20 protein-coding genes and 2 pseudogenes are annotated in these 26,082 nt (G+C 65.0%); 18 read left to right on the forward strand and 4 right to left on the reverse strand.

Annotation, left to right across the window (positions count from 1 at the left end; genetic code table 11):
- Positions 1-30: 30 nt before the first annotated feature.
- The 5 genes and pseudogenes from ACCQ03_RS01385 (at position 31) to ACCQ03_RS01405 (ending at position 5,509) form a co-directional block, all read left to right on the forward strand.
- Positions 31-348, forward strand: a complete 318-nt coding sequence (locus ACCQ03_RS01385; RefSeq protein ID WP_017156033.1) for a DUF485 domain-containing protein — start codon at positions 31-33, stop codon at positions 346-348.
- Positions 345-2,072, forward strand: a complete 1,728-nt coding sequence (locus ACCQ03_RS01390; protein ID WP_057687118.1) for a cation acetate symporter — start codon at positions 345-347, stop codon at positions 2,070-2,072. The genes ACCQ03_RS01385 and ACCQ03_RS01390 overlap by 4 nt, the downstream gene beginning before the upstream one ends.
- 602 nt (positions 2,073-2,674) lie before the next feature.
- Positions 2,675-3,684 (forward strand): annotated as a pseudogene (locus ACCQ03_RS01395) (glycerophosphodiester phosphodiesterase family protein).
- Between the two features lie 68 nt (positions 3,685-3,752).
- Complete coding sequence (locus ACCQ03_RS01400; RefSeq protein ID WP_057687116.1) at positions 3,753-4,637, forward strand: peptidylprolyl isomerase; 885 nt, start codon at positions 3,753-3,755, stop codon at positions 4,635-4,637.
- 164 nt (positions 4,638-4,801) lie between these two features.
- Complete coding sequence (locus ACCQ03_RS01405) at positions 4,802-5,509, forward strand: hypothetical protein (protein WP_209227697.1); 708 nt, start codon at positions 4,802-4,804, stop codon at positions 5,507-5,509.
- 31 nt (positions 5,510-5,540) lie between these two features.
- On the opposite strand, the gene ACCQ03_RS01410 is transcribed toward ACCQ03_RS01405, so the two are convergent.
- Positions 5,541-6,683 carry an ROK family protein gene (locus ACCQ03_RS01410; protein WP_209227695.1) on the reverse strand — a complete coding sequence of 381 codons (1,143 nt, stop codon included), beginning with the start codon at positions 6,681-6,683 and terminating at the stop codon, positions 5,541-5,543.
- A gap of 388 nt (positions 6,684-7,071) precedes the next feature.
- On the opposite strand from ACCQ03_RS01410, the gene xth reads away from it, so the two are divergent.
- A complete protein-coding gene (gene xth, locus ACCQ03_RS01415) occupies positions 7,072-7,851 on the forward strand; it encodes an exodeoxyribonuclease III (RefSeq protein WP_209227693.1) in 780 nt (259 codons plus the stop codon).
- Complete coding sequence (locus ACCQ03_RS01420) at positions 7,848-8,285, forward strand: GFA family protein (protein ID WP_057678850.1); 438 nt, start codon at positions 7,848-7,850, stop codon at positions 8,283-8,285. The genes xth and ACCQ03_RS01420 overlap by 4 nt, the downstream gene beginning before the upstream one ends.
- 61 nt (positions 8,286-8,346) lie before the next feature.
- On the opposite strand, the gene ACCQ03_RS01425 is transcribed toward ACCQ03_RS01420, so the two are convergent.
- The gene (locus tag ACCQ03_RS01425; RefSeq protein WP_005914591.1) at positions 8,347-8,598 is read right to left on the reverse strand and encodes a GlsB/YeaQ/YmgE family stress response membrane protein; all 252 of its coding nucleotides are present in this window, start codon (positions 8,596-8,598) and stop codon (positions 8,347-8,349) included.
- A gap of 126 nt (positions 8,599-8,724) precedes the next feature.
- Between ACCQ03_RS01425 and ACCQ03_RS01430 the strand changes: the two genes are divergently transcribed.
- A complete protein-coding gene (locus ACCQ03_RS01430; protein WP_057678848.1) occupies positions 8,725-9,321 on the forward strand; it encodes a 4'-phosphopantetheinyl transferase family protein in 597 nt (198 codons plus the stop codon).
- 247 nt (positions 9,322-9,568) lie between these two features.
- Positions 9,569-10,990, forward strand: coding sequence for a hypothetical protein (locus ACCQ03_RS01435; protein ID WP_209227691.1), 1,422 nt, complete (start codon positions 9,569-9,571; stop codon positions 10,988-10,990).
- Between the two features lie 804 nt (positions 10,991-11,794).
- Here ACCQ03_RS01435 and ACCQ03_RS01440 read toward each other — a convergent pair.
- Positions 11,795-13,413: pseudogene (locus tag ACCQ03_RS01440) on the reverse strand (alkaline phosphatase D family protein).
- A 340-nt stretch (positions 13,414-13,753) separates the two neighbouring features.
- Here ACCQ03_RS01440 and rsmG point away from each other — a divergent pair.
- The 5 genes from rsmG to ACCQ03_RS01465 all read left to right on the forward strand — a co-directional run bounded on the left by rsmG (position 13,754) and on the right by ACCQ03_RS01465 (position 20,583).
- Positions 13,754-14,392 carry a 16S rRNA (guanine(527)-N(7))-methyltransferase RsmG gene (rsmG, locus tag ACCQ03_RS01445; protein WP_057678845.1) on the forward strand — a complete coding sequence of 213 codons (639 nt, stop codon included), beginning with the start codon at positions 13,754-13,756 and terminating at the stop codon, positions 14,390-14,392.
- A gap of 711 nt (positions 14,393-15,103) precedes the next feature.
- Complete coding sequence (locus ACCQ03_RS01450; RefSeq protein WP_209227689.1) at positions 15,104-16,921, forward strand: DUF885 domain-containing protein; 1,818 nt, start codon at positions 15,104-15,106, stop codon at positions 16,919-16,921.
- Positions 16,922-17,412: 491 nt separating this feature from the next.
- Complete coding sequence (locus ACCQ03_RS01455) at positions 17,413-17,796, forward strand: DUF2946 family protein (RefSeq protein WP_017154871.1); 384 nt, start codon at positions 17,413-17,415, stop codon at positions 17,794-17,796.
- A 55-nt stretch (positions 17,797-17,851) separates the two neighbouring features.
- Positions 17,852-19,129, forward strand: coding sequence for a TolC family protein (locus tag ACCQ03_RS01460; protein WP_209227687.1), 1,278 nt, complete (start codon positions 17,852-17,854; stop codon positions 19,127-19,129).
- Between the two features lie 182 nt (positions 19,130-19,311).
- On the forward strand, positions 19,312-20,583 hold the full coding sequence (locus tag ACCQ03_RS01465) for an efflux RND transporter periplasmic adaptor subunit (RefSeq protein ID WP_209227685.1): 1,272 nt from the start codon (positions 19,312-19,314) through the stop codon (positions 20,581-20,583).
- A 283-nt stretch (positions 20,584-20,866) separates the two neighbouring features.
- Here the strand turns inward: ACCQ03_RS01465 and ACCQ03_RS01470 are convergent, their stop codons facing one another.
- Positions 20,867-21,037 (reverse strand): hypothetical protein, encoded by a 171-nt coding sequence (locus ACCQ03_RS01470; protein WP_209228339.1) that lies wholly within the window; start codon positions 21,035-21,037, stop codon positions 20,867-20,869.
- 137 nt (positions 21,038-21,174) lie between these two features.
- Here ACCQ03_RS01470 and ACCQ03_RS01475 point away from each other — a divergent pair, with 137 nt between their 5' ends.
- The 4 genes from ACCQ03_RS01475 to rpmG all read left to right on the forward strand — a co-directional run bounded on the left by ACCQ03_RS01475 (position 21,175) and on the right by rpmG (position 25,710).
- Positions 21,175-24,387 (forward strand): efflux RND transporter permease subunit, encoded by a 3,213-nt coding sequence (locus ACCQ03_RS01475; RefSeq protein WP_209227683.1) that lies wholly within the window; start codon positions 21,175-21,177, stop codon positions 24,385-24,387.
- Positions 24,384-25,031, forward strand: a complete 648-nt coding sequence (locus tag ACCQ03_RS01480) for a cation diffusion facilitator family transporter (protein WP_244663951.1) — start codon at positions 24,384-24,386, stop codon at positions 25,029-25,031. The genes ACCQ03_RS01475 and ACCQ03_RS01480 overlap by 4 nt, the downstream gene beginning before the upstream one ends.
- A gap of 261 nt (positions 25,032-25,292) precedes the next feature.
- Positions 25,293-25,529, forward strand: coding sequence for a 50S ribosomal protein L28 (gene rpmB / locus ACCQ03_RS01485; protein ID WP_002809459.1), 237 nt, complete (start codon positions 25,293-25,295; stop codon positions 25,527-25,529).
- A gap of 13 nt (positions 25,530-25,542) precedes the next feature.
- Positions 25,543-25,710: a 50S ribosomal protein L33 gene (gene rpmG / locus ACCQ03_RS01490; RefSeq protein WP_002809462.1), complete on the forward strand. Its 168-nt coding sequence runs from the start codon at positions 25,543-25,545 to the stop codon at positions 25,708-25,710.
- Positions 25,711-26,082: the final 372 nt, after the last annotated feature.

Genomic DNA, 26,082 nt, shown 5'->3' on the forward strand with positions numbered 1-26,082 from the left:
TCTTACCAGCGCTCTACCAGGAGACAGACCATGACCGTCTCGAATGACGCGTTGATCGCCAAGATCGATGCCAATCCGAAGTACCACGCACTCAAGCGTCAGCGCAATACGCTGGGCTGGACGCTCACCGTACTGATGTTGCTGGCCTATTACGGCTACATCGGCCTGATTGCCTTCGACAAGGAATTCCTTGCCAAGCCGATCGGTGCCGGGGTGACCTCGATCGGCATTCCGATCGCGATCGGGGTGATGGTGTTCACCATCGTCATTACCGCCATCTACGTGCGTCGCGCCAACAACACCTACGACCAGCTGACCGCGCAGATCCTGGAGGAAGCCCGCAAATGAGCAAGACTTCGCGCCTTCTCCTGATCCTGGCCGGCCTGATGCCTGCCGGCATTGCGCTGGCCGCCGGCGGCGACCTGGGCCAGGTCGACAAGCAGCCCACCAACTGGGTGGCGATCGCCATGTTCGGCTTCTTCGTGCTGGCCACCCTGTGGATCACCAAATGGGCAGCGGCCAAGACCAAGTCGGCCGCTGACTTCTATACCGCTGGCGGTGGCATCACCGGTTTCCAGAACGGCCTGGCGATCGCCGGCGACTTCATGTCGGCGGCCTCGTTCCTGGGCATCACCGCCGCGGTGATGGCCAACGGCTACGACGGCCTGATCTATGCGATCGGCTTTCTGGTCGGCTGGCCCATCCTGACCTTCCTGATGGCCGAACGCCTGCGCAACCTCGGCAAGTACACCTTCGCCGACGTGGCCGGTTACCGCTTCGCGCCGACGGCGATCCGCAGCTTCGCGGCGTCCGGCACGTTGGTGGTGGTGCTGTTCTATCTGATCGCACAGATGGTGGGTGCCGGTGCGCTGATCAAGTTGCTGTTCGGCCTGGACTACTGGGTGGCGGTGACCCTGGTCGGCGTGCTGATGATGATCTACGTGTTGTTCGGCGGCATGACCGCAACCACCTGGGTGCAGATCATCAAGGCCGTGCTGCTGCTGACCGGCGTGACCTTCATGGCCGTGGCGATCATGTGGCATTTCAACTTCAGCTTCGAGGCGCTGTTTGCCGAAGGCGTGCGGGTGAAAACCGCGGTCGCGGCCAGCGGTGGCGCTTCGCCTGAGGATGCGGCGAAAGCAGGCCTGTCAATCATGGGACCGGGCGGTTTCGTCAAGGACCCGATTTCGGCGATTTCCTTCGGCATGGCACTGATGTTCGGTACCGCCGGCCTACCGCATATCCTGATGCGATTCTTCACCGTTCCCGATGCCAAGCAGGCACGCAAGTCGGTGCTGTGGGCCACCACCTGGATCGGCTACTTCTACATCCTGATCTTCATCATCGGCTTCGGTGCGATCGCGCTGGTGCTGACCAACCCGCAGTTCGCCGATGTTGCCACCGCCACCATCCATGGCGGCAAGGGTGCGGCCAACATGGCGGCGGTACTGGTCGGTAACGCGGTGGGCGGCAACGTGTTCATGGGCTTCATCTCGGCAGTGGCCTTCGCCACCATCCTGGCGGTGGTGGCTGGCCTGACCCTGTCCGGCGCATCGGCGGTGTCGCATGACCTGTACGCCACGGTGATCAAGAAGGGCAACCCGGCGCCCGGCTCCGAGCTCAAGGTCTCGCGTGCCACCACCCTGGTGCTGGGCGTGATCGCCGTGCTGCTGGGCATCGTGTTCGAGAAGCAGAACGTGGCCTTCATGGTGTCGCTGGCCTTCGCCATCGCCGCCTCGGCCAACTTCCCGGTGCTGATCCTGTCGCTGCTGTGGAAGAACTGCACCACCCGCGGCGCGGTGGTGGGCGGCTTCCTCGGCCTGATCTCCTCGCTGGTGCTGACGATCCTGTCGCCGTCGGTGTGGGTGGACACGCTGGGCAATGCGGCCGGCTCGGCGCCGTTCCCGTACACCTCGCCGGCGCTGTTCTCGATGACGATTGGCTTTGTCGGCATCTGGTTGTTCTCGGTGCTGGATCGCAGCCCGCAGGCAGCCAACGAACGCGCCGCCTTCAAGGCGCAGCAGATCCGTGCCGAAACCGGCCTGGGTGCCAGTGGCGCTTCGGGTCACTGATAGATGGGTTGATGGTTGATGCGACCGCACAACGCCGGCCCAGTGCCGGCGTTGTGCGTTTTGGCGCCGCCGCCGCTGTTCTGGCGGCCCGGCCAGTGACGTGTGCGAGATACCCGCGCGGCCCTGGCCCCGGTGGCCCCGGTGGCCGCGTGTTCGTGGTGGTGCGCACGCGCACGCGCAGTGCCCTATGCAGGCCGAGCGCCGGCATTTCGTGGTTGTCCCGACGCCGGGAAACACCTGCAATAGACCCCGGCCGACACATGTTGGACATGTCTTTCGTTGCGTGCGCCATCGCTGCGCGCCGGTAGCAAACCGCCATCTGGTCGAAGAAATTAGGTCATGGAAAGTGACTAAGTTTTTCGCCAAGCCGACCGCCAATTGCGGCCGGCTTGCGCTCCCTCGCGGCCATTGATCCGTTGAGCGAGTGTGCTGTCCGGCGAGTGCATCGATGGTGTCGACCCGTCGGTCCTTGTCGTTGGGGATGCACCTTCCTTCACTCTGGACAATGAGACATGACCACTTCCTGTGAGATTCATAGGCTGGCCCGTGCGTGCCGGCGCCTCGGAACGATTGCGTTATTTGCAGCATTGCCACAGTGGGCGATGGCCGCGTGCGGCGACTCCAGCGCAACCAAAATGAACGCCATCCTGTTCAATGGCGCCGACAAGACCACGGTGCTGGCGCATCGCGGCCTATGGGGAAAATACGCCGGGATCGCCGATCTGCCGGAAAACTCGCGCGGCGCGTTGCAGGCTGCCAACGATCAATGCATGGATGGCGTGGAGCTGGACGTCAAGCTCACCAGCGATGGCGTGCCGGTCCTGTTGCACGACTACAACCTGGCCGCACCACCACCGTGTGGCAGCAGCATCCCGGCGTCAAATACGACCCGATCACCAACCAGGGCGTGAACCCATCAGTGCTGGTGACACCCTGGTCGCAGGTCAGCGCGCTGTTCCTGCTGAGCCCGGACCGCAACACCATTACCGGCTATCACGTGCCGCGCGTCGATGACGTGTTCGCCTATTACAAGCAGCACAACCTGCGCACTCCGATGGTGTTCGACATCAAGGATGCGGCGACGGTACGCGCTGTCCGCAAAGCGGCGGAAGGCGCGTTCGGTGTGGCCTCCGGCAGCTATGTCGCCGCCAAGGTCAATGCAACGCTGTACACCAGTCGCGATGCCTACCGTGCCGACGGTAGCGGCATGGTCGGCATTCCGGTGTTCACCACCAACATGCTCGGCAAGATCAACGTGCGCCAGACGATCTCGGCGTGGATGAACGACGGCCAGCAGACGATGGAGATCAACGTCAAGCAGCTCGGTGGCCTGTTGCAGAGCGATGCCGACTTCATTCGTGAGCGCGGTTATCGCGTCGGTGTCTTCCAGGCCATTCCCGACGGTCCGTCTGCCGGCAAGTTCTATCAGAACAGCGGTGCCTGCTGTTATGCCTTGTCGGATCTGTACTTCGCCTACGCCGGCGGCCGCGACACCGCCGACAATCGCGGCAACCTGGATTTCATCGTGCACGACGAGGCATTCGGCCTGATCACCACCGATGACCCGAAGGCGGCCATCGCCTATCTGCGTGCGCGCGGCAAGCACGAATAACGCGTGCATCTGGCCGACCCGACGGCGGCGCCGACTGCCGTCGGGTCTTGTCTAACGGAGGTTGTCGTATGTTTTCCAGACGTTTCTTGCTCGCTGCGCTGGCGGTGAGCCCGATCTTCTGCGTGGCAGCGGCGCAGGCCGCCACTACCGCATCCGATAGACGCAGTCACCAGGCAACGGTGCTGCAGATCGGCAAGCAATCGCTCGATGCCCAGCAATACCGTGTGCTTGCGCTGGCTGGCTTGCCGCAGGATTTCGATCCCGCCGGTGCAGCCGACCCGGCATTTGTACGCGAATTCGCCGATCGCCTGTTGCTGGTGGAGCAGGCTCGGCGTGTGCATCTGCAGGACGATCCGGTCGTGGCCGCGCGCATCCGTCAGGCAACCGATGCGATCCTGGCCAAGGCCGTGCAGACGCGTGCGCGCGACAGCGCGCAGATCGATGCTTCGCAGATAAAGGCGCAGTTCGATGCGCATCCACACGATTATGATGAAGTGCACTTGAGCCATGTATTCGTGGCGTTGAAGCCGCAGGGCGCCGCGCGGCGCGGGACGCCACTGACCGATGCGCAGGCGCTTGCCCGGGCGCAGCGCCTCAAGCAACAGCTGGAGTCCGGCACACCGTTTGCCGAATTGGCGATGCAGCAGTCCGACGATGCCAGCACTGCGGCCGAAGGCGGCGCACTGTCGCCGATGTTTCTGCGCAACGTGGCGGACGCGTTTGTCGCGCCGGTGCAGGACCTGGCGGTGGGACAGGTGTCGGCGCCGGTGCGTGGCCCGGAGGGTTACCACCTGATCCGTGTCGATGCGCGGCGACCGGCAACCCTGGACAGCGCACGCGGACAGATCGAAGTGCAATTGCGCGACCAGGCGGCTGCCAACGCACTGGAGCAGTTGCGTCAGGCCAACCCGGTGCGTTTCGATCACGCCACGCTGGAAGCGGCATTGCGTTGAGGCGGGGTGCGATGACAAGCCGACCGCAAACGGCGCATCGGTCTGGCGATCGATCAGGCTGGCCATGGCCGGGCAGGGTTGCTGCGATCGTGCTGGTGCTGGCGGTCATAGGGTCGCTGCACGCGTTGCATGCACCCGACACACCGCGTGTCGAGGATCGAGCCATGCTGCCGAGCGCGCCTTCGGGCGCTGGCCGATCGCGACAGCCATTCAATGGCGCATCGCCCAGCTTGTTCGACACCGCCATGCAGCAACTCGCCTGCCGCGAACGTCAGCACCAACAGGCTGCGCAGATCGCGCGCGGTGGGGTGATGGTCGCAGGGTTGCCTGGTCGGGCCGGATGCGTGGCAGACACGCCCTTGCAGATCGAGGCGATGCTACGGACCGCCGCCGCGCGTGGCGATACGGCTGCCCAGCGCTATCTGCTGGCGCAACGCGCTGCCGACCTGATGCAGCGTGCTGTGGCGGCCGCGCCTGCAGGCACGCAGCCAACGTTGTCGCCGGATGCAGAGCGCGAGGTGGCTGTCATCGTGAGCGAACTGGAGGCGCTGGCATTGGCAGGTCACCGCGATGCCATCGATACCCTGGCGCAGGTGGTGGAATCGCCGCTGCTGCATGCGCCCGACCCGGTGTATGCAGCGGCGTGGCGACTGGCTGCACGCCAGCCGCCGGGGCAGCCGCTGGACGCAACTGCGCCGCTGCAGGCCGAAGACGAGATGTTGGACGCGCTTACCCAACAGCAGCAGCAACAGGCACGCAATTTGGCGATGGAACTGTTCGACGATTGCTGCCGCCCTCTGCGGCAACTAGGAGATCGCAGCAACGCGCCGGCTTACCAGAATGCGCATCTGCCGTCGCAGCCAGGACGCTAGCCGCGCTGGCGATGCGGGTGCAGCGCCTTGCTCAGCCGAAATAACGCGCCTGCAACGGCAAGCTGGCCGCGCCAATCGCGCAGGCATCGGCAGGCGCCTCGGCCGGAAGCAGCACCGGCAGGCGCGCCTGGTCGCCGCGTGGCAGGGTGGCGATCTGCACTGCGGCGATCAGGCGTTGCGCCAGATCGCCCGGCAGGCGACCGCCGAACACGATGGCGTCGGGGTCGCACACGGCGGTGATGGCCGACACGATCGACGCGACCCCAGGTACGCTGCCGGCAATCCAGCGCTCGATCGCCGCCCAGGCCGGATCGTAGGCCGCCAGCAGGCTGTGCACATCGGCAAACGCCAGGCCGTCTTCGGCCAGCAGTTCGCGCAGCACTTCCAGGGTGGCCGGCTCCCGCTGCGGCGCCGGCAAGATGTCGGCGAATGTGCCGGCGTTGCCACGTGCCCCACGCATCACCTGGCCATCGATGACCAGGCCGCCGCCCAGGCCGTCACCTACAGACAGATAGGCAAAGTCGCGATGGCGCCGGCCAACCCCCAGCATCGCTTCGCCGGCGGCGGCAACGCTGCCGTCGTTATCCATCCACACCGGTTGCCCGAACGCCTCGGCCAGCCATGGGCACAGTGCGATCTGGCCCAGGGCGCGCAGCGGTTCGGGCCGATGGATGAAGGCATCCTCGCCGGTGAAGTACCCGCCCGGCGCCACGCCGATACCCAGGCGCGCGCCGGCTGTGTCCACGCGTGCCAGCAGCGCCGCATCGGCGGCCTGCAGTTGGGTGAGCACCCCGTACAACGTGGTGTCGGTCAGCGCGGCCTCGCTGCAGGCGAGCAGGGCACCGGAAAAATCCACCAGTGCCAGGGCCAGCGCATCGGTGGCGATGGAGATGCCCAACGTGTGCCCATGCGCCGGATTCAGCGACACCGCCACCCCGGGCTTACCGCGCCCGTGGCGTGCCACCGCCTCGCCCATCTGCACCATGCCGCGCGCGTGCAGACCTTCGATCAGGCGCACCGCAGTCTGCATGGTCAAGCCGGTGCCACGGCTGAGGTCGGCACGGGTGAGCGCACCGGCCAGACGCAGGCGGTCGAGCATGTCGCGCTCGTTGCGGCTCAGGCTGGGAAAGGCAGGCGACTGCGGCGGCAACGCGACTGCGGCGGATGACGGCATGGCTAGCGGTGTCATGGGGGTCGGGCAAGCTTACCCATATCAACCGGGAGGATTGCTTCACGCTAAGTGATTGAATTGGCGGCGGCTGTCCGGCGCAGGTGCCCGCCTCGCGCTTTCGGTGACAGGCGGCGGTCGCCGGACCGGCCGCGCCCGCGCGTGACCGCCGGCCGCTCGCCACCGTTCGCGGGCAAGCGCGTCCGTTGCGCCGATCCAGTGCGCCCGCGCAATGGGCGGCACCGATAACGCGCACGCCAGGACCGCACGCGCCTTCCCGACGACACAACCGCAGCGCGTGGCGGAATGCCCCGGTTCTGCCACGCCGGGCTCCACCGTCCTGAGGGCGACACATGGCGCGGTACCATTGGTGGTTTGGACCACGGTCCGCGCCATGAAGATTGCCTCCTGGAACGTCAACTCGCTCAATGTGCGCCTGCCGCACCTGCAACAGTGGCTCGCCGCGTTTGCGCCGGATGTGGTGGGCATCCAGGAAACCAAGCTGGAAGACCACAAGTTCCCCGATGCGGCGCTGGCGGCACTGGGCTACCGCAGCGTGTTCTGCGGCCAGAAAACCTACAACGGCGTGGCGATCCTGTCGCGCTCGCCGGCCGTTGACGTGCAGATGGGCATCCCCGGGCTCGACGACGTGCAGCAGCGCGTCATCGCCGCCACTGTGGATGGCGTGCGCATCATCAATCTGTATGTGGTCAACGGCCAGGACGTGGGCACCGACAAGTACGCCTACAAATTGCGCTGGCTCGCCGCAGCGCACGACTGGATCGCGCAGGAGCTGCAGCGGTACCCGCAGCTGGTGGTGCTGGGCGACTTCAACATCGCCCCGGATGCGCGCGACGTGCACGATGCGACGGTGTGGAACGAGCACCACATCCTCACTTCGACCGACGAGCGCGCCGCGTTGGACAAGCTGCTGGCACTGGGCCTGCACGACGCATTCCGGTTCCACAACCAGGACGCCGAACACTTCAGCTGGTGGGATTACCGCCAGGCCGGTTTCCGCCGCAATCTGGGCCTGCGTATCGACCTGACCCTGGTCTCGGAAGCCTTGCGCACGCGCGCGGTGGAATCGGGCATCGACCGCGAACCGCGGACCTGGGAGCGCCCCAGCGACCATGCGCCGGCGTGGGTGCGGCTGGCGGAGGTCGGCGCATGAGCGAGCGGCATCTGCGTCGTAGCACGCACAAGGTGGGCGATGTCACGCTGGGGCCGGTGCATCGCCTGAGTTGCCACTGCGGTGCAGTGCAGATCGATCTGGATCTGCCGCATGGCCTGCTCGATCCACGCCGCTGCGATTGCTCGATGTGTCGCCGTCGCGGCGCCATCGTCGCGTCGGTCACCCTCGATGGCCTGCATGTCGTACAGGGCGAAGACGTGCTGCGGCTGTATCAATTCAATACGCAGACGGCAGCGCACTATTTCTGCGGCGTGTGCGGCATCTACACCCATCACCGGCGCCGCTCCAATCCCAACGAATACGGCTATAACGTCGGCTGCCTGGAGGGCGTCAATCCGTATGCGTTGAACATTGCCGTGCCGGTGGAAGACGGCGTGCATCATCCGGCCGATCGCATCGCCGCCAAAGGTTGAAACGACAACGCCCGGGCGGGCCCGGGCGTTGCGTGACGCGAGAACTGTATGAGGCGCTGCGTTAGCGCAGGCGGCCGCGGGTCACCAGGTTGACGATGGCCAGCAAAATCACCGCACCCACCAGCGACCACACGAAGGTCCACAGCGTGATGGCCTGGTTGATGCCGCCGCCAAACAGGAAACCGGCGATCAATGCACCCACGATGCCGACCACCACATTGAGGATGATGCCCTGCTGCGCGTCGCGGCGCATGATGATGCTGGCCAGCCAACCCACGATGCCGCCGACGATCAACCAGATGATGATGCCCATGTTGCCGATCTCCCTGTTCGCGTGCACCGGAAGTGGTGCATGGGCGCCATTCAACGCAGCCGCGCGTGAAGCAGCTGTCGAGCGCGATGAACGCTGTGGCCGAATGTTCGGCTTGGTGTACGGCGCGTGACAGCGCACGCAAGTTGGCAGGTTGGCCCGGTGCAGCTGTGGCTACGCCCGCACCGCCCTGGCGATCGTGGCGAGCCGCAGGCACGTCAGCTGCTGGGCCCGGCGTTGGGCATCGATCCGGCAGTGGTGCCATTGCAGCGCGATGCACGCGGGCGTCCTTCGCTGCACGCCGCGCTACCCGACCGCGATACCGGCTGGAGCCACAGCGGTGAGTATCTGCTGGTGGGGCTGGGCCAAGGCGTGCGACTGGGCGTGGATCTGGAGCGCATTCGCGCGCGGCCGCGTGTGCTGGAAATCGCGCAACGCTTCTTTCATCCCGACGAGATCGCCTTGCTCGCTGCGCTGGCGCCGGATGCACAACACGCGTTGTTCTTCCGGCTGTGGTGCGCCAAGGAAGCCTTGCTCAAGGCCCATGGGCATGGCCTGTCGTTCGGCTTGCACCGGCTTGCGTATGCGCTCGCACCCGACGGCGCACTGCGCCTGCAGTGGTGCGATCCGGAACTCGGCCAGGCCGCACACTGGCAGCTGCACGAATGGTGGGCTGCTCCAGAGTGTCGCGCGGCGCTGGCGTTCTATCCTAAAGCCGACGCATGAGCCTCAATCCCCGCTCAGCTCGCGCAACGTCACGGTCAGGGCCAATTTGTGCATTCAACTCAACTTGGGCCAAGAATTAAAAATCTGCCGTCGCGGCAGTTCTGCGCTGGCAGGCGTGGAAAATATTCAACATCGGCATCTAACTTAAAAGATTTGGATCAATGGGTCTGGATACTCCGTCCCAATTTTCTTTCATGGCGAAACATCAAATTCACATGTCACTCACTCAACTAGCGGCCGCGCGGCCTTGCTGCGCTACCAAGCTGTAGTACGGCAGCAGCAGTGGCTCGCATACGAGATTTCACCAGTCTCAGGATCTGCGCCAGCTGAGGTTGAAACTGAGCCTGTCTGGCGTCGAATAGGTGGTGAGCTGACATCATTATTATTCTTTGACAGTAAGCACGGCGACATCAAATCCACGTTACGCCCTGCGTGTTTCACACCTTGGGTTAGGCAATCTGCCTGCACGGATTTTATAAGCAAGGTGCGTGAGCTTTGTCTGCAATGGTTAAATATTCTAAATGGAAACAGGGTGATTGATATGAATACAGGTAGCACGCGTAACGACGTGGATGGAGAGTCTGCTGATTCGCTTCGAGCGGATCTCGCCAATCCAGACATTGGAACATCGCTTCTTGGATTTAAGCAGCGTGGTGCAGCTGCGGCTGCGCGTACACTGCAGGATAAGATATGGCAAGATCTCCCAGTTAGCGTGCTTGATTACATTCCATTCGATGAGCACATTGCTATTCTTGCTGGCACCAGCACCTATGACTGCTCCCCTGGATTTCAATCAGCACTGAGTGATCTTCAGGCTCGCCCTTCAGGTGGCCGGCTTTTCATTCCAAATGGAAGATATAATTTAAATTCACAACTCAATTTTACTGGAAATAGTATTGAAATTTCCGGCGAGACTGAAGAGGGCGTCGTAATTTTATCACGATCAGCCGGGCACACATTCAATTTCATACTGAATGGGCCTATTGCTGGCACGCCCTCTAGCAAAGCTTTCGACTCTTGCACCATACGGAATATTTTTTTCTACGCTGCGGCCAACTCTACAGGCGCAGCTATAAATGTGGAATATATGCAAGAAAATGGAGGGCAGTGTCCGATGTTGGTGGAAAATATTCGGATCGCCAATGATCTTGAAAATAGCCTTGCATTTAAATATGGAATTAGGACGGCAAAAGCGGGCGATATGCTGGTTTGCAAAGTATTTATCGGATTTTTCGGAAATCAGTCTACGGCTTGTATACGCATGGAGCACGCAAATAATGGGCCGACCTACAATTTAAGATTCGAACATTTGGATTTGAATGGCGCTGTTTACGGAATCTGGGGGACCGGCTGGATGGAGTCAGTATTTGTCGGTGCAGGATCGTTAATTGTCGGCAGTGACGAATGTCTGGTTTTTGAATCCGCGGGTGCGCCTTATGGGAATCCCCATTTGTACATTACTGGCGTACATCTCAATGGTAAGAAAAATACGATCAGGACAGATGGTTGGCGGACTATATACGTAGTTGGTTGTGATATTTATTCTGGCGTTGGTTTCGGCGACTTGGATGGTCGTTTGGCTCTGTTCAATAATGCAGATTGGGTTTGCATAACAGGAAATAAGTTTGAGCAGGGGGCGCTATCTGTAAAAAAGAAGGGCTCGGGCTAAATGATGTTCGTGGATATTGCGTAACTGGGAATAACTTTTACAACATCAATGGAACGCCAGTCGCAGCTTTTGGCGCCACCACGGATCGGGGTACGATCACAGGTAATAACATCTGGACTGACAGTTCTGTCGCAAGTAGCGGCGTTTACTTACAAGGTAATGGAAACCATTGCACGATTAGTGGGAATACCATCCGCGGCTATGCCACAAGCATTAATGTGGCAGCATCCGGGGCCCCTACCCTGGTGACAGGAAATATCCTCCGAGACGCAAATACTGGGGTTTCGGGACGTGCTGACACTGATGCACGCAGCAATCAAATCTTGGGAATTTCTACGCCATTCAATCAAGTGGGAAGGCGTGAATTTTTTGCTACAGTCGTAGTGAACCCTCCTTCCATAGCGGCTGGCGCGAGAGCTACAATTTTATTGAATATACGTGGAGTTGTGCTTGGTGATTTTGTCGCTTTTTCGGCGCCATATGACATAAGTGATCTTACAATTACTGCCAATGTCCAGGCTAATTCATTAGTGGCGTTGTACATTAAGAACGACACTGGTGGTGCGAAAGACCTTCCTTCCGGGTCGTGGAATTTCCATATTTATAGCTAATCATAAATCGCATCTTAGTGCGATGAAGTAGCCGCTTTACCCGCTCCCGGGTGGAAATCCCCGGGCGGAGTCTATATTAGGAGGACGTCTAGTTTAGCTGTCGAGATCAAAACGTACAGGTCGAGCTAGCCGGTTTAGATTGCTTGCGAATTTTATATCCGAATATGTAGCGAGCAATTTTCGAGTAGAGGGATTACGCCTCCACCGCGCCGGCGCGGCCGTCCTCGACCACGAAACGTTTGAGCGTGTTGACGCTGGCCTGGCGATCGCGCCGATCGGAGATGCCTTGCAGTCGTGTTTCCATCTGGCCTGGCGTCAGCGTCACCGAGACATAGCCGCGGGTTTCGCCCTCGACGTAGCGCACGTGCGGGTTGAGCGCCATGGTCTGATGCAGTTCGGCATTGGGCTGGCCGTCGGAGGTGACCGAGGTGCCGACGAATTCGGTGGCCAGCGTTGCCGACGCGTCGTCGCCCGGATCGGCCTTCAGGTCGGTGACCCAGTACGAGTGGATGTCGCCGCCCCAGAACACCGGGTTGCGCAGGCGCGTGTTCGCTATTGCATCGAGCATGCGCTCGCGCGTGGCCGGGTAGCCGTCCCAGCCATCGGTCCAGTGCCCGACCACGCCGTCGCGCCCTGCCTGCCGCATCGGTGCCACCAGCAGATCCTGCGCAATGACGTTCCAGCGTGCTGGCGACTGCGCGAAGCCGCCATGCAGCCAGCGCTCCTGCTCCCAGCCAAGCATGGTGCGCTGCGGGTCGGTGCGCTGTCGGCCACCACATGGCCGCCGCGCCAGCCATTGGCCTGCGGGCAGGGTTGCTCGCTGCGGTACTGGCGGCCATCGAGCACGTAGAAACGCGCCAGCTGGCCGTAATCGAACGACCGGTAGATGCGCATGTCCGCGCCGTGCGGGCGATGCCGCGCACGCAGCGGGAAATGTTCGTAGAAGGCGCGGTAGGCGGCAGCGCGCCGGGCCAGAAAGGTGTCGACCGGAATCGCCGGGTCCTGCGACCAGCGATTGGCGTAATCGTTTTGTACCTCGTGGTCGTCCCAGGTCGCTACGCAGGCGCTGCCGGCGTGCAGCGCCTGCAGATCCGGGTCGGTGCGATACAGCGCATAGCGATTGCGGTAGCCGGCCAGATCCAGGCATTCGCCGCTGCCGTGCGGGCGCACGATCTTGTTCGCCGCCTCGCCGTGGTTGCTGTACTCGTAGATGTAATCGCCCAGGAAGAACACCAGGTCCGGCTGTTCCGCGGCCAGGTGGCGGTAGGCGCTGAAATATCCCAGCTCCCAGTGCGAGCAGGAGACGAATCCGAACCGCGCTGTGTCCGGGGTCTGGTGCGCCGCCGGCAGGGTGCGCGCGCTGCCGATCGGGCTGCGCGCACCCAGCGCCTGGAAGCAGTACCAGTAAGGGCGATCGGCCGCCAGACCGGTGAGCTCCACGTGCACCGCGTGGCCCCAGGCAGGGCTGGCGACGGTCCCGCCCTGGCGCACGATGGTGCGCATCTGCGGGTCGCAGGCCACCTGCCAGCGCACCGGCACCGCGGTGTGCAGGCCGCCGCGTCCGTCCGGGTCCAAGGGACGCGGTGCCAGCCGCGTCCAGAGTACGAAGCCATCGGCCAACGGGTCGCCGGCCGCCACGCCCAGGGTAAAGGGATCGGCACTGTCGGCGGCGCGTGCGAAAGGGCTGAGCAGCCCTGCCGCAGCCAGGCTGGCGCCAGCGATGAGTAGGCGCCGGCGGCTGCGATCCACGGCGGCAGGAGCGTTGTCGGAGGCGGGCAAAGGGACTGCGGAAGATGGGTTGATCAAGGACATGGGCACACGGGCGATCTGGCGAACGCGACCATAGTGCGACGGGCCGATGTCCGTTCAATGGCAGCGACACGGCTACCGCTGCCGGTGCAGGCTTGCCTGCACCATCGATAGCGGACGGCGGATACGGGAAGTGCCGCGGCGGCGGATGATCCTGCCCACAGCGCTGCGCATGAGCCGATGCAGCCGGGGTCTGTCGTGGCTGCAGGTCCTGCGCCAACGCCACGCCTGACGATCGTGCTGGGCAAGTTCACGTACGCCAGCGTCCTGTCCAAGCCCCGGGCATCGCCAACGCGCCCGACACGCCCGCACCTCCGCATCATCCAGCTGCGATAATTGCAGCATGAACGATGCCGCACTCGCCCCCGATGTTTCCGCCGCGCTCGAGCGTGGCCTGCAGTCCCAATCCCTGGACGCGGCGTTCGCCGCACCGCTGCTGCGCTACCTGGCCTTGCTGGTGCGCTGGAACAAGACCTACAACCTGACCGCCGTGCGCGACCCGCGCGAGATGGTCACCCGCCATCTGCTCGACTCGTTGGCCATGCAGCCCTATATCGCCAGCGGTACCCTGGCCGACCTGGGCACCGGCCCCGGCCTGCCTGGCATCCCGCTGGCGATCACCCGCCCGCAGCTGCAGGTGACGCTGGTGGAAAGCAACGGCAAGAAGGCGCGCTTCATGCGCGAGGCCTTGCGGCATCTGGAGCTGGGCAACGCCCGCGTGGCCGAATCCCGTGCCGAAGCGCTGGACGAACCGGCCGCCTACGACCACCTCACTGCGCGCGCGCTGGACACGCTGGCCGGCATCATCGCCGTCGGCGGCCACCTGCTGCGCCCGGGCGGCAGCCTGCTGGCGATGAAGGGTGTGTACCCGCACGACGAAATCGCCGCATTGCCCGCCGGTTGGACGGTGGGCGAGGTGCATCCGCTGCAGGTCCCCGGCCTGGAGGGCGAGCGGCACCTGGTTGTGGTGCGCAAGGGCTGAGCCGTTCGGTCTTAAAGCGCCCTCACCCCAACCCTCTCCCGCAGGCGGGAGAGGGAGTGAACACCGCCCACGACAAGCGCACCGCATCTCTTCCCTGGCCGAGCAGGCCAACTCGCTTCCCACGCCTTCGGGGGAAGGTGCCCGCAGGGCGGATAGGGGCAGCCGGCGGCATTTCCGGCCACGCCAGGGCATCGACGCGCGCTCTGCCACAGGCGGCAGAGGGAGTGAACAGCATCCCCGACAAGCTCGGTGCCTGCCCTTGCTGGATAAGCACATCAGCCCTTTCCCCCGGCCCTCGACGAGCAAGCCAGCGTCCTTCCCCCGCCTGCGGGGGAAGGTGCCCGCAGGGCGGATGGGGGCAGCCGGCGGCATTCCCGGCCACGCCAGGGCATCGACGCGCGCTCTGCCACAGGCGGCAGAGGGAGTGAATAGCATCCCCGACAAGCTCGGCGCCTGCCTTTGCTGGATAAGTACATCAGCCCTTTCCCCCGGCCCTCGACGAGCAAGCCAGCGTCCTTCCCCCGCCTGTGGGGGGGAAGGTGCCCGCAGGGCGGATGGGGGCAGTCCCCCTGACACGCCCGTCAGCATCAGGGCAGCACCGACACCCCAGCCCATGCGCCTACGCCAGCCCGCGTTGGGACTTCCGGCCCATGGCAGCGCGGCCTAGGGCTGCGATGATCGGGCGTTCGCTCCAGATCAGGCATTCCGCACGTGACCTCTCCGCTCGCCACCGCCCTTGCGCTCGCTCTGCTGGGCGCAGGCTTCGCCGCCACCTCGGCGCAGGCCGCCACGCCTGCCGCCCCCGCCACGCTCACCGCCGAGGCACCTGCCGACGCACGCTTCCGCGCCATTTACGAGAAAGAGTGGGCCTGGCGCCAGGCCGAGACGGGCCAGGCCGACGAAGACAGCGACACCACCGGCGACAACACCCATCTGCCCGATGTCAGCGCGGCCGCGCAGCAGGCGCGTCTGGTGGTCTGGGACGGCGTCCTCAAGCAGCTCGACGGCATCGACCCGAAGCAGCTCTCGCCCGCCAACCAGATCAACTTCGCCATCTACCGCCCGCAGGTGGAGAACCTGGCGGCCGAAGTGCGCCTGCGCGCCTACGAGATGCCGTTCAATTCGGACAGCTCGTTCTGGTCGAATCTGGGGTTCATGGCGCAGCGGCCGATGAAGACCGCTGCCGAGTACCGCGCCTACATCGCGCGCCTCAACGATGTGCCGCGCTATTTCGATCAGCAGACCGCCAACATGCGCGCCGGCCTGGCACGTGGATTCAGCGTGCCGCGCGCCGTGCTCGACGGGCGCGACGTCTCCATCGCCACCGTGGCCGATGTCAAAGACCCCACCGAATCCACCTTCTACGCGCCGTTCAAGCAGCTGCCTGCGCAGATCCCGGCGGCCGAGCAGGCGCAACTGCGCGAACAGGCCAAGGCCGCATTGCGCACCGCCGTCCTTCCGGCGTACAGCAAGCTGCTGACGTTCTTCCGCAACGACTACATGCCCAAGGCACGCACCACGCTGGCGGCCGAAGCATTGCCCGACGGCAAGGCGTTCTATCGCCAGCAAATCCGCGAATACACCACGCTGGAGCTGAGTCCCGAGCAGATCCACCAGATCGGCCTGGATGAAGTGGCGCGCATCCAGACCCAGATGAACGCCATCATCAAGCAGGTGGGTTTCAAGGGCAGCTTCGCGCAGTTCCTGACCTTCCTGCGCACCGACCCGCAGTTCTACGCCAAGACCCCGCAGGAGTTGCTCGATCGCGCCGCGTGGATTTCCAAGCGCGTGGACGGGCAGGTGGGCAAGTTCATCGGCACGCTGCCGCGCGGGCGCTTCACCATCAAGCCGGTGCCCGACGACATCGCGCCGTTCTGGACCGCCGGCCGCGGCGGCGCGACAACCTATTGGGTCAACACCTACAACCTGCCATCGCGGCCGCTGTACAACCTGCCGGCGCTGACCTTGCACGAGTCCTCGCCGGGTCATTCGCTGCAGGGGTCGCTGGCGCTGGAGCAGGGCGAGCAGCCGGCGTTCCGTCGCGAAAACTACATTTCCGCCTATGGCGAAGGCTGGGCGCTCTACACCGAAAAGCTCGGCCAGGAGATGGGCATCTACGAAACGCCGTACGAAGAATTCGGCCGGCTCACCTACGAGATGTGGCGCGCGTGCCGGCTGGTGATCGACACCGGTGTGCACCATGACGGCTGGAGCCGCGCGCAGGCGCTGGCCTATCTGCGCGACCGCACCGCGCTCAGCGAACACGAAGTCACCACCGAGGTCGATCGCTACATCTCCTGGCCCGGCCAGGCGCTGAGCTACAAGCTGGGCGAGATCACCATCGTCAAGCTGCGCGCCGAGGCAGAAAAGGAGCTGGGTGACCGCTTCGACAGCAAGGCCTTCCACGATGTAGTGCTGCGCCAGGGCTCGGTCACCCTGCCGGTGCTGGAGCAGCAGGTGCGCGCCTTCATCGCCGAGAGCAAGGCACGCCCGATAGACGCCAAATCGGCCGGTCGCGCGGCGCCGTGATGCTGGGTTGCATTGCCGACCGCCGGCCAACCTTCTAGTGCGGTGAGGGCATCGCGCCCTCAGGGCCTTCGCGCTTGCTGCAGGATCCTTGCCCGCCCACCATCGCGGGACACGCCGCAAGACGTCCATGTAGGCTCCTTGGCGGCATCCATGCCGCCAGGGGTCTCACGACGGTGGGCGGGCAAGGACCAGTCGCGTTGGTCGGTGTGCAGCGTTTTCAACAAGCAACCAGCAGACCACGGGACGCGGCTCTCGCTCTTCAGTAAGAATCACCAGCCAACTATCTGGTGCGATGTCCTCGCCGCTTGCGGGACCGTTGGCGGCATGAACGCCGCCATCGAGCCCCATGGAGGGGGTCACGGCGTGTCCCGCGAGCGGCGAGGGCACCGCGCGCTCGACGCACCGTGCTTGCAGAGTTCCCGAGCACACCCAAACAACACGCGCCGCCCATGCAATTGTGTAACCACCCCGGCCTCTATACGCATGCGCCCATGCTGCTCCGTCGCGCCCGCCTGTCGCACCCATTGCTCCGCCTGATGGCGTTGCTGGTGCTGGTCATGGGCGTGCTGGTCGCACCGGTCGCCTGCGCACTGGGCGATGTGCACGCGCTGGCGCACGACCAGGCCCACCTGGACGACACCGCACCGCATGGCCATGACGGTGCCGACGAAGGCGATGCCGGCGAACGCGACGGTGCAGGTTTGCTGCATGCCTTGATGCACAGCGGCTACTGCCACGGGCACAGCCCGGCCATGTTGCCGGCGTTGGCCTGGGGCCCGTTGCCTGCGCGCACGCACGGGCAGCCGCCCGTATTGACTACCGCCTACCGCTCGCATCTGAGCGAGACCGGATTGCGTCCTCCGATCGCGGCCTGATGCATCGCCGGCAGCCGCCGGCCTGTCCATCGATCCCGATTCCGGAGACACCCTCATGTGGTTGCGACTGACGGCGCTTGCCGTCTTCGCGGTCGTGCCGTGCGCCAAGGCGCAGGACCTGCCGCCCAAACCCGTGCTGACCCTGGACGACGCCATTGCACGCGTCGCCCGCCAGCACCCCGATCTGCGCCTGGCCGATGGCCAGCGCGCGGTCCTCACCGCCGAAGCCGAGCGCGATGCACTGCGTCCGCCGTTGCGCATCGGTGCCGAACTGGAAAACGTGTTCGGCACCGGCCCCACCCGCGCGCTGGACCAGGCCGAACTCACTGTCACCCTGGCCGGCGTGCTGGAACGCGGCGGCAAGCTCGACGCGCGTCGCACCCTGGCACAGGCCCGCATCGACGCGCTGGCGCCGCAGCGCGCCCTGGCCCGGCTGGACGTCCTGGCCGAGGTGGCGCGCCGTTACCTGGGCATCGGCATCGGCATCGCCGCGCAGCGGCACGCGGCGGCGCTGGACACGCTGGCCCAGCGCCAGCGCACCGTCAGTGCTGCGCGCCAACGGCTGCAGGCCGGCGCATCGCCCGAATCGGCGCTGCTGACCGCCCAAGCCCTGCAGGCGCGCGCAGAACTCGAACGCGACCGCGCCCAGCAGGAACTGCTCGCCGCACGCCGCCAATTGGCCGTGCTGTGGGGCGAGCGCACGCCGGACTTCGGCGCCATTACCGGCGACCCGTTGCAGCTGCCGGCCATTCCCGAGTTTGAGGTGCTGGCGCAGCTGCTCGATGCCACGCCCGAACTGGCGCGCTTGAACGGCGAGCAGCGCGTGCGCCAAGCCCGTGTGCGGCTGGCGCGCAGCCAGGCGCGCCCGGATCTGGACTGGCAGGTGGGCGTGCGCCGGCTCGAAGGTAACGATGCCACCGCGCTGCTCGGCAGCGTCTCGCTGGCACTGGGCAGCGCTGCCCGCGCGCAGCCGGAGATTCGCGCGGCCGAAGCGGAGCTATCGCTGCTGGACATCGAACGCCAATCGCAGGCGTTGGTGCTCTACGCCACGCTGGCCGATGCGCATGGCCGCTACCGCGCTGCACAGCTGGAGGTGGCGCGCATACGCGAGGATGTACTGCCGGCGCTCGCACGCGCCGATGCCGCCGCCGAGCGCGCCTATCGCGCCGGTGCCACCAGTTATCTGGACTGGGCACAGCTGCAGGCCCAACGCAGCGAGGCACGCCAGCAGCAACTGGCCGCCGCATTGGAAGCGCAGACCGCGTTGATCGAAATCCAGCGCCTGACCGGGCAGCCGTTCGTGCGCGATCCTGCCGCGCAGGTGACGCCATGAATGCTGTTTCGGCACTGCGTTTTCAGGCCGCGCGTGGGGGCCTTGTTGGAATCGCCGCATCTGCAGTGATGTCGGCATCCAGCACGCGCCAAACGCTGCTCACGCCAGGCGCACCTTCTTCGCAACCCACCTCTATTCGTTCGCCCGACCCAGCGCGTCGGCGCCAACCAGGATCATCTTCGATGACACGTTTCATGATTGCGCCGCTGCTGCTGGCGCTGGTGCTCTGTGGCTGCAGCCGCAACAGCGATAAGGCGCACGATGACCACGCAGGACATGCCGCCGAAGGCGAGGCGGGCGCCGCTGCACACGGCGAGGAAGCCCAGGCCGGCACGCATGGCGGGCGCTTGCTCAGCCAAGACGGCGACAGCGTGGAGCTGGCCATCGCCGAAGACGGCACGCCGCCCACCTACCAGGCCTGGCTGTACCGCGATGGCAAACCGTTGCCGGCCGCCGCCGGCAAGGTGGAAGTGCATCTGACCCGGCTCGGCGGCGTCACGGAAGTGCACCAATTGACGCCGCGCGACGACGGCAGCCTGCTGGCCGACAGCACAGTCGGCGAGCCGCATTCGTTCGATGTGGACGTGCGTGCCACCGTGCAGGGCAAGACCCACCGCTGGCGCTATCCCAGTTACGAAGGACGCACCACCATCGCGGCGAAGGTCGCGCAGGACGCAGGCATTCGTGTGGCCGCCGTCGGCGCCGGCAGCATTGCCGATCAGCATGAAGTGCAGGGGCTACTGACGCCGGCAGAAGGCGCGCAAGCGCAGGCCACCGCGCGTTTTCCCGGGCCGGTACGCAGCTTGCGCGTCAACGTGGGCGACCAGGTGCGCGCCGGCCAGGTGCTGGCCACGGTGGAGAGCAATCTGAGCCTGACCACCTATTCGGTGAGCGCACCGATCAGCGGCACCGTGCTGGCGCGTAATGCCAGCCTGGGCAGCAACGCAGGCGAAGGCCAGGCGCTGTTCGAAATCGCCGACCTGTCCACCTTGTGGGTGGATCTGCACATCTTCGGCGCCGACGCCGGGCACATCACCGCCGGCGCACCGGTGACGGTCACGCGCATCAGCGACGGCGTCGTGGCGCAGACCACCCTGGAACGCGTCCTGCCCGGCACGGCGACGGCGAGCCAGAGCACCGTGGCGCGCGCGGTGCTGCGCAACAGCGATGGCTTGTGGCGACCGGGTTCTGCGGTGAAGGCGCGGGTCACGGTGGCGCAGCAGCCGGCGGCGATGGTGGTGCCGGCCGGTGCGTTGCAGCGGTTCCGCGATTGGGATGTGGTGTTTGTACGGGCGGGCGATGTCTACGAAGTGCGGCCGGTGAAGCTGGGTGCGCGCGATGCGCAGCAGGTGGAAGTGGTCTCGGGGCTGGTGGCAGGTGATGCGGTGGTGGTGGAGCAGAGTTACCTGGTGAAGGCCGATATCGAAAAGTCGGGGGCTTCGCATGATCATTGAGCGCGTTGGGGTGGGCGGCATTGCGTTTTCGAGTCGGGGCGAATGTCGGATACGGAGATGCACGCCAGATCCAAGGCTTTCGCGCCCTGTCGGGCTAGAGCAAAGGCTTTCGCGGCACGAGCAAAGGCTTTCGCGCCCTGTCGGGCACGAGTCACTTTTTCTTTGCTTGTGCAAAGAAAAAGTAACCAAAAAGAAAGCACACCCCGTCCTCGCGCCCTACACGCCTGCGGCGCTGCGGGTGCGCAAGTCCGGCAGAAATTTTTGTAAGGGACGTCCCTGTCCCTTACAAAAACGTCGCGCATCCATGCGCGCCGCCCTGCGGGTTGTATCTGCCAGCCTTGCCGCTGCGGTATGGGGCCCCGAAAGCCAACATCATCAACAGCAACAGCAACAGCAGCAACAGCAGCAACAGCAGCAACAGCAACAACAGCAACAACAGCAACAACAGCAACAACAGCGCTGGTGTGTGGGTGGTGGTTTGTTCGGGGTGTTGCGCGGCTGCGCGGTAGGGAGGCGGCGCTCTCGGTCGGGGGCAGGGCGAGGGTACCGACCGGTGCGGTGCGGTGCCGGGTGTGCACGGAGGGGCGTGCCATGCTGACCAACATCATCCGGTTTGCGATCGCGCAGCGTTGGTTGATGCTGGCGTTGACGGGCGTGCTGATCGCCATTGGCGCGTGGAGTTTTTCGCGCTTGCCGATCGATGCAACTCCCGACATCACCAACGTGCAGGTGCAGGTCAATACCGCGGCGCCTGGCTATTCGCCGCTGGAATCCGAACAGCGGGTCACGTTTCCATTGGAGACGGTGCTGGCGGGCTTGCCGGGGCTGGAATCCACGCGCTCGCTGTCGCGCTATGGCTTGTCGCAGGTGACGGCGGTCTTCGCCGATGGCACCGATCTGTATTTCGCGCGGCAACAGGTGGCCGAGCGTCTGCAGCAGGTCAAGTCGCAATTGCCTGCCGATCTGGAGCCGCAGCTGGGGCCGATTGCCACCGGCCTGGGCGAGATCTTCATGTACACGGTCGAGGCCAAGCCGAATGCGCGCAAGCCCGATGGCAGTGCGTGGACGGCGACCGATCTGCGTACCTTGCAGGATTGGGTGGTGCGCCCGCAGCTACGCAACGTGCCGGGCGTCACCGAGGTCAACACCATCGGCGGGTATGCGCGGCAGATCCATATCACCCCCGATCCGGCGCGCCTGGTCGCGCTGGGGTTCACCCTGGACGAGGTTGCCCAGGCAGTGGAGTCCAACAACCGCAACATCGGCGCCGGCTATATCGAACGTAACGGCCAGCAATTTCTGGTGCGGGTGCCGGGGCAGGTGGACGACATCGCGCAGATCGGCGCGATCGTGCTGGATCGGCGCGCCGGCGTGCCGATCCGCGTACGCGATGTGGCGCAGGTGGGCGAGGGACGCGAATTGCGCACCGGCGCCGCCACCCAGGACGGCAGCGAAGTGGTGCTCGGCACGGTGTTCATGCTGGTCGGTGCCAATAGCCGCACCGTGGCGCAGGCCGCAGCGCAGCGGTTGGAGGTGGCCAATGCCAGCTTGCCGGCGGGGGTGCAGGCAGTGCCGGTGTACGACCGCACCGCATTGGTGGACCGCACCATCGTCACCGTCGCCAAGAACCTGATCGAAGGCGCGTTGCTGGTCATCGTGGTGTTGTTCCTGTTGCTGGGCAACGTGCGCGCAGCCCTGATCACCGCGGCAGTGATTCCGCTGGCGATGTTGTTCACGCTGACCGGCATGGTGCGTGGTGGCGTGTCCGGCAACTTGATGAGCCTGGGTGCGCTGGATTTCGGCCTGATCGTCGATGGTGCGGTGATCATCGTGGAGAACTGCCTGCGCCGCTTTGGCGAAGCGCAACTGCGGTTGGGGCGCGTGCTCGAACGCGATGAGCGTTTCGAGCTCACTGCCGAGGCCAGCGCCGAGGTGATCCGCCCCAGCCTGTTCGGCCTGGGCATCATCACCGCGGTGTATCTGCCGGTGTTCGCGCTCACCGGCATCGAAGGCAAGATGTTCCACCCGATGGCGATCACCGTGGTGCTGGCGCTGACTGGCGCGATGCTGCTGTCGCTGACCTTCGTGCCGGCTGCGATCGCGCTGCTGCTCGGCGGCAAGGTGGCCGAGCACGAAAACCGCGCGATGCGCTGGGCGCGCGGCGTCTACGCGCCATTGCTCGATCGTGCGCTTCGGCACAGCCGCTGGGTCGGCATTGCAGCGCTTGCAACGGTGGCGCTGTGCGCGGTGCTGGCCACCCGCCTGGGCAGCGAGTTCATCCCCAACCTGGACGAAGGCGATATTGCGCTGCATGCCTTGCGCATTCCCGGCACCAGCCTGGAGCAGGCCATCACCATGCAATCCACGCTGGAAAAACGCATCAAGCAGTTTCCGGAGGTGGCGCATGTGTTCGGCAAGCTCGGCACCGCCGAAGTGGCCACCGACCCGATGCCGCCGTCGGTGGCCGACACGTTCCTGATCATGCATCCGCGCGCGCAGTGGCCGGATCCGCGCAAGCCCAAGGCGCAGTTGCTGGCCGAGATCGAGGAGGCGGTGAAGCAGTTGCCCGGCAACAATTACGAGTTCACCCAGCCGATCCAGATGCGCATGAACGAGCTGATCTCCGGCGTGCGTGCGGATGTGGCGATCAAGGTGTACGGCGACGATCTGGACACGCTGGTCACGCTCGGGCAGCGCGTGCAGGAAATCGCCAGCGCGGTGCCCGGTGCAGCCGATGTGAGCCTGGAACAGCCCACCGGTTTGCCGATGCTGGCGGTGGTGCCCGATCGCGCCGCACTGGCCGGCTACGGGCTCAATCCCGGCGTGGTGCAGGACACCGTGGCGGCGGCCGTGGGCGGGCAGGAAGCCGGGCAATTGTTCGAAGGCGACCGGCGCTTCGACATCGTGGTGCGCCTGCCCGAAGCCCTGCGCCAGGACCCGACCGCGCTGGCCGATCTGCCGATCCCGCTGCGCGGCGATGGCGAACGTGCCGATGCGGACGAGTCCAGCCGCGCGGCAGGCTGGCGCAGTGGCGAGCCGAGCACCGTGCCGCTGCGCGAGGTCGCCAAGGTCGATACCGTGCTTGGGCCAAACCAGATCAACCGCGAAGACGGCAAGCGCCGCATCGTGATCACCGCCAACGTGCGTGATCGCGATCTGGGCGGCTTCGTGGCCGAGGTGCAGCAACGCGTCAAGGCGCAGGTCAAACTGCCCACCGGGTACTGGATCGGCTACGGCGGCACCTTCGAGCAATTGATCTCTGCCAGCCAGCGCCTGGCCTGGGTGGTGCCGGGCACCTTGCTGCTGATCTTCGCGTTGCTGTACTGGTCGTTCGGCTCGCTGCGCGATGCGCTGGTGGTGTTCAGCGGCGTGCCGCTGGCGCTGACCGGCGGCGTGGTGGCCTTGGCCCTGCGCGGGCTGGCCTTGTCGATTTCCGCCGGCGTGGGCTTTATCGCGCTGTCGGGCGTGGCAGTGCTCAACGGCCTGGTGATGATCGCCTTCGTGCGCAGCCTGCGTGCCGAGGGCATGCCGCTGGAGCAGGCACTGCGCGAAGGCGCGTTGGCGCGGCTGCGACCGGTGCTGATGACCGCCCTGGTGGCCGCGCTGGGCTTCGTGCCGATGGCCTTCAATGTCGGGGCCGGCGCCGAAGTGCAGCGCCCGCTGGCCACGGTGGTGATCGGCGGCATCGTCTCTTCCACCCTGCTCACCCTGCTGGTGTTGCCGGTGCTGTATCGCTGGCTGCATCGGGAGCGGGCGCCACGCGTCGCATCGCTCTCCACGCAGCCGCACGGGAGCACGCCATGAGCGATGCCTGCTGCGGCTGCGGCAAGACCCTGGATGTGGCCGCCATGCAGGCGCGCCAGCGGCGCGTCCTGTGGTGGGTGCTGACGATCAATACCGGCAGCTTTGCGCTGATGTTGGCCGGCGCGCTGCACAGTGGCGCGGCCTCGCTGCTGTCCGGCAGCCTGGACAATCTGGGCGATGCACTCACCTATGCACTCAGCCTGGCTGTGGTTGGCGCCAGCCTAACCGCCAAGGCGCGGGTGGCCCTGCTCAAGGCCGGCATGATCCTGCTGGCAGCGCTGGCGGTGGCAGCCGAGATCGGCTGGAAACTGGCCCACCCGCAGCTGCCGCTGTTCCAGAGCATGGGGGTGGTGGTGGCGCTGAACTTCGCTGCCAATCTGGTCTGCCTGCGCCTGTTGTGGCCCTACCGTCACGGCGACATCAACCTGGCGTCGGCCTGGGCCTGCTCGCGCAACGATGTCTACGAGGGCGTTGCGGTGCTGGCGGCCAGCGCAGCGGTGTGGGCGTTCGGCAGTGGCTGGCCGGACCTGCTGATCGCAATGGCCTTGCTGCTGTTGTTCCTGCGCTCGGCCTGGCAGGTGGCGCGTGGTGCCTGGGCGGAACTGCGCCGGGTCGCTGCGCCAGCGCACGCCGAAGGCGGGTGATCGTGCCTTGGCACGGTTGCCGGTGGGCGCCGGCAACCGCGGCTGGGCAGGTAGCGTAAGTGCTTGCGGCACATAGGAAAGCCGTGCATAATGCGCGGCTCGCTGTGCCCGGATCGCTCCGGATGGCGGTACCCAGCGCAATGGGGTTGCCGGCCTGTTCCAGCGTAAGTTCTTGATTCCCAACGTTGCGTGACAGCCCTGGCGCTGTCGGGGCCGCCGCTCCCCAGGCTATGGGTGGCAATTCATTTATCGAGGTGCGTAATGTCCCGCGTATGCCAAGTGTCCGGCAAGCGTGTGCAGACGGGTAACAACGTCTCCCACGCAAACAACAGAACCCGTCGTCGCTTCCTGCCCAACCTGCACGAGCGTCGCTTCTGGGTTGCCAGCGAAAACCGCTGGGTGAAGCTCCGTGTTTCCGCGCATGCATTGCGCACCATCGACAAGAACGGCATCGATGCCGTTCTGAAAGAGCTGCGTGCGCGCGGCGAAAAGGTCTGAGGAGTAAGCAGTCATGGCAAAAGGCAAGCGTGACAAGATCCGTATGATTTCCTCGGCCGCTACCGGCCACTTCTACACCACGGACAAGAACAAGAAAAACACTCCGGGGAAGATGGAAATGATGAAGTACGACCCGGTCGTGCGTAAGCATGTGATGTACAAGGAAGGCAAGATCAAGTAATCCACCGATTACGCGATCTGCATTCAAGCAAACACCCGCCAAATGGCGGGTGTTTGCGTTTGTGGATGTCGAATTCCGTATTGGTGCGTGCAGGTACCGCTGGCGGTGTCATTGCCGATATCGTGCAGCTAAGTCAAGCCGGCCAAGGCCAAGGTCAAATGGGCAGCGGCGCGTGACAGCGCCCCTCTCCCCTCGGGGCGACAAGGCACGGCTTGCGTACCGACGGTGTGCGTGCCTTGGAGCGCTCGCGCCGCTGGCGCGGGCCGGGGCGCGGAGCGGGGGTTGGGGTGAGGTACGGGCGAAGCCGCAGGGACACGATGGACACGAGGCTTCGCACGTACCCTCATCCGGCCCTTCGGGCCACCTTCTCCC

The sequence above is a fragment of the Xanthomonas sp. NCPPB 3569 genome, assembly GCF_041475645.2.
GTDB lineage: Bacteria > Pseudomonadota > Gammaproteobacteria > Xanthomonadales > Xanthomonadaceae > Xanthomonas > Xanthomonas phaseoli.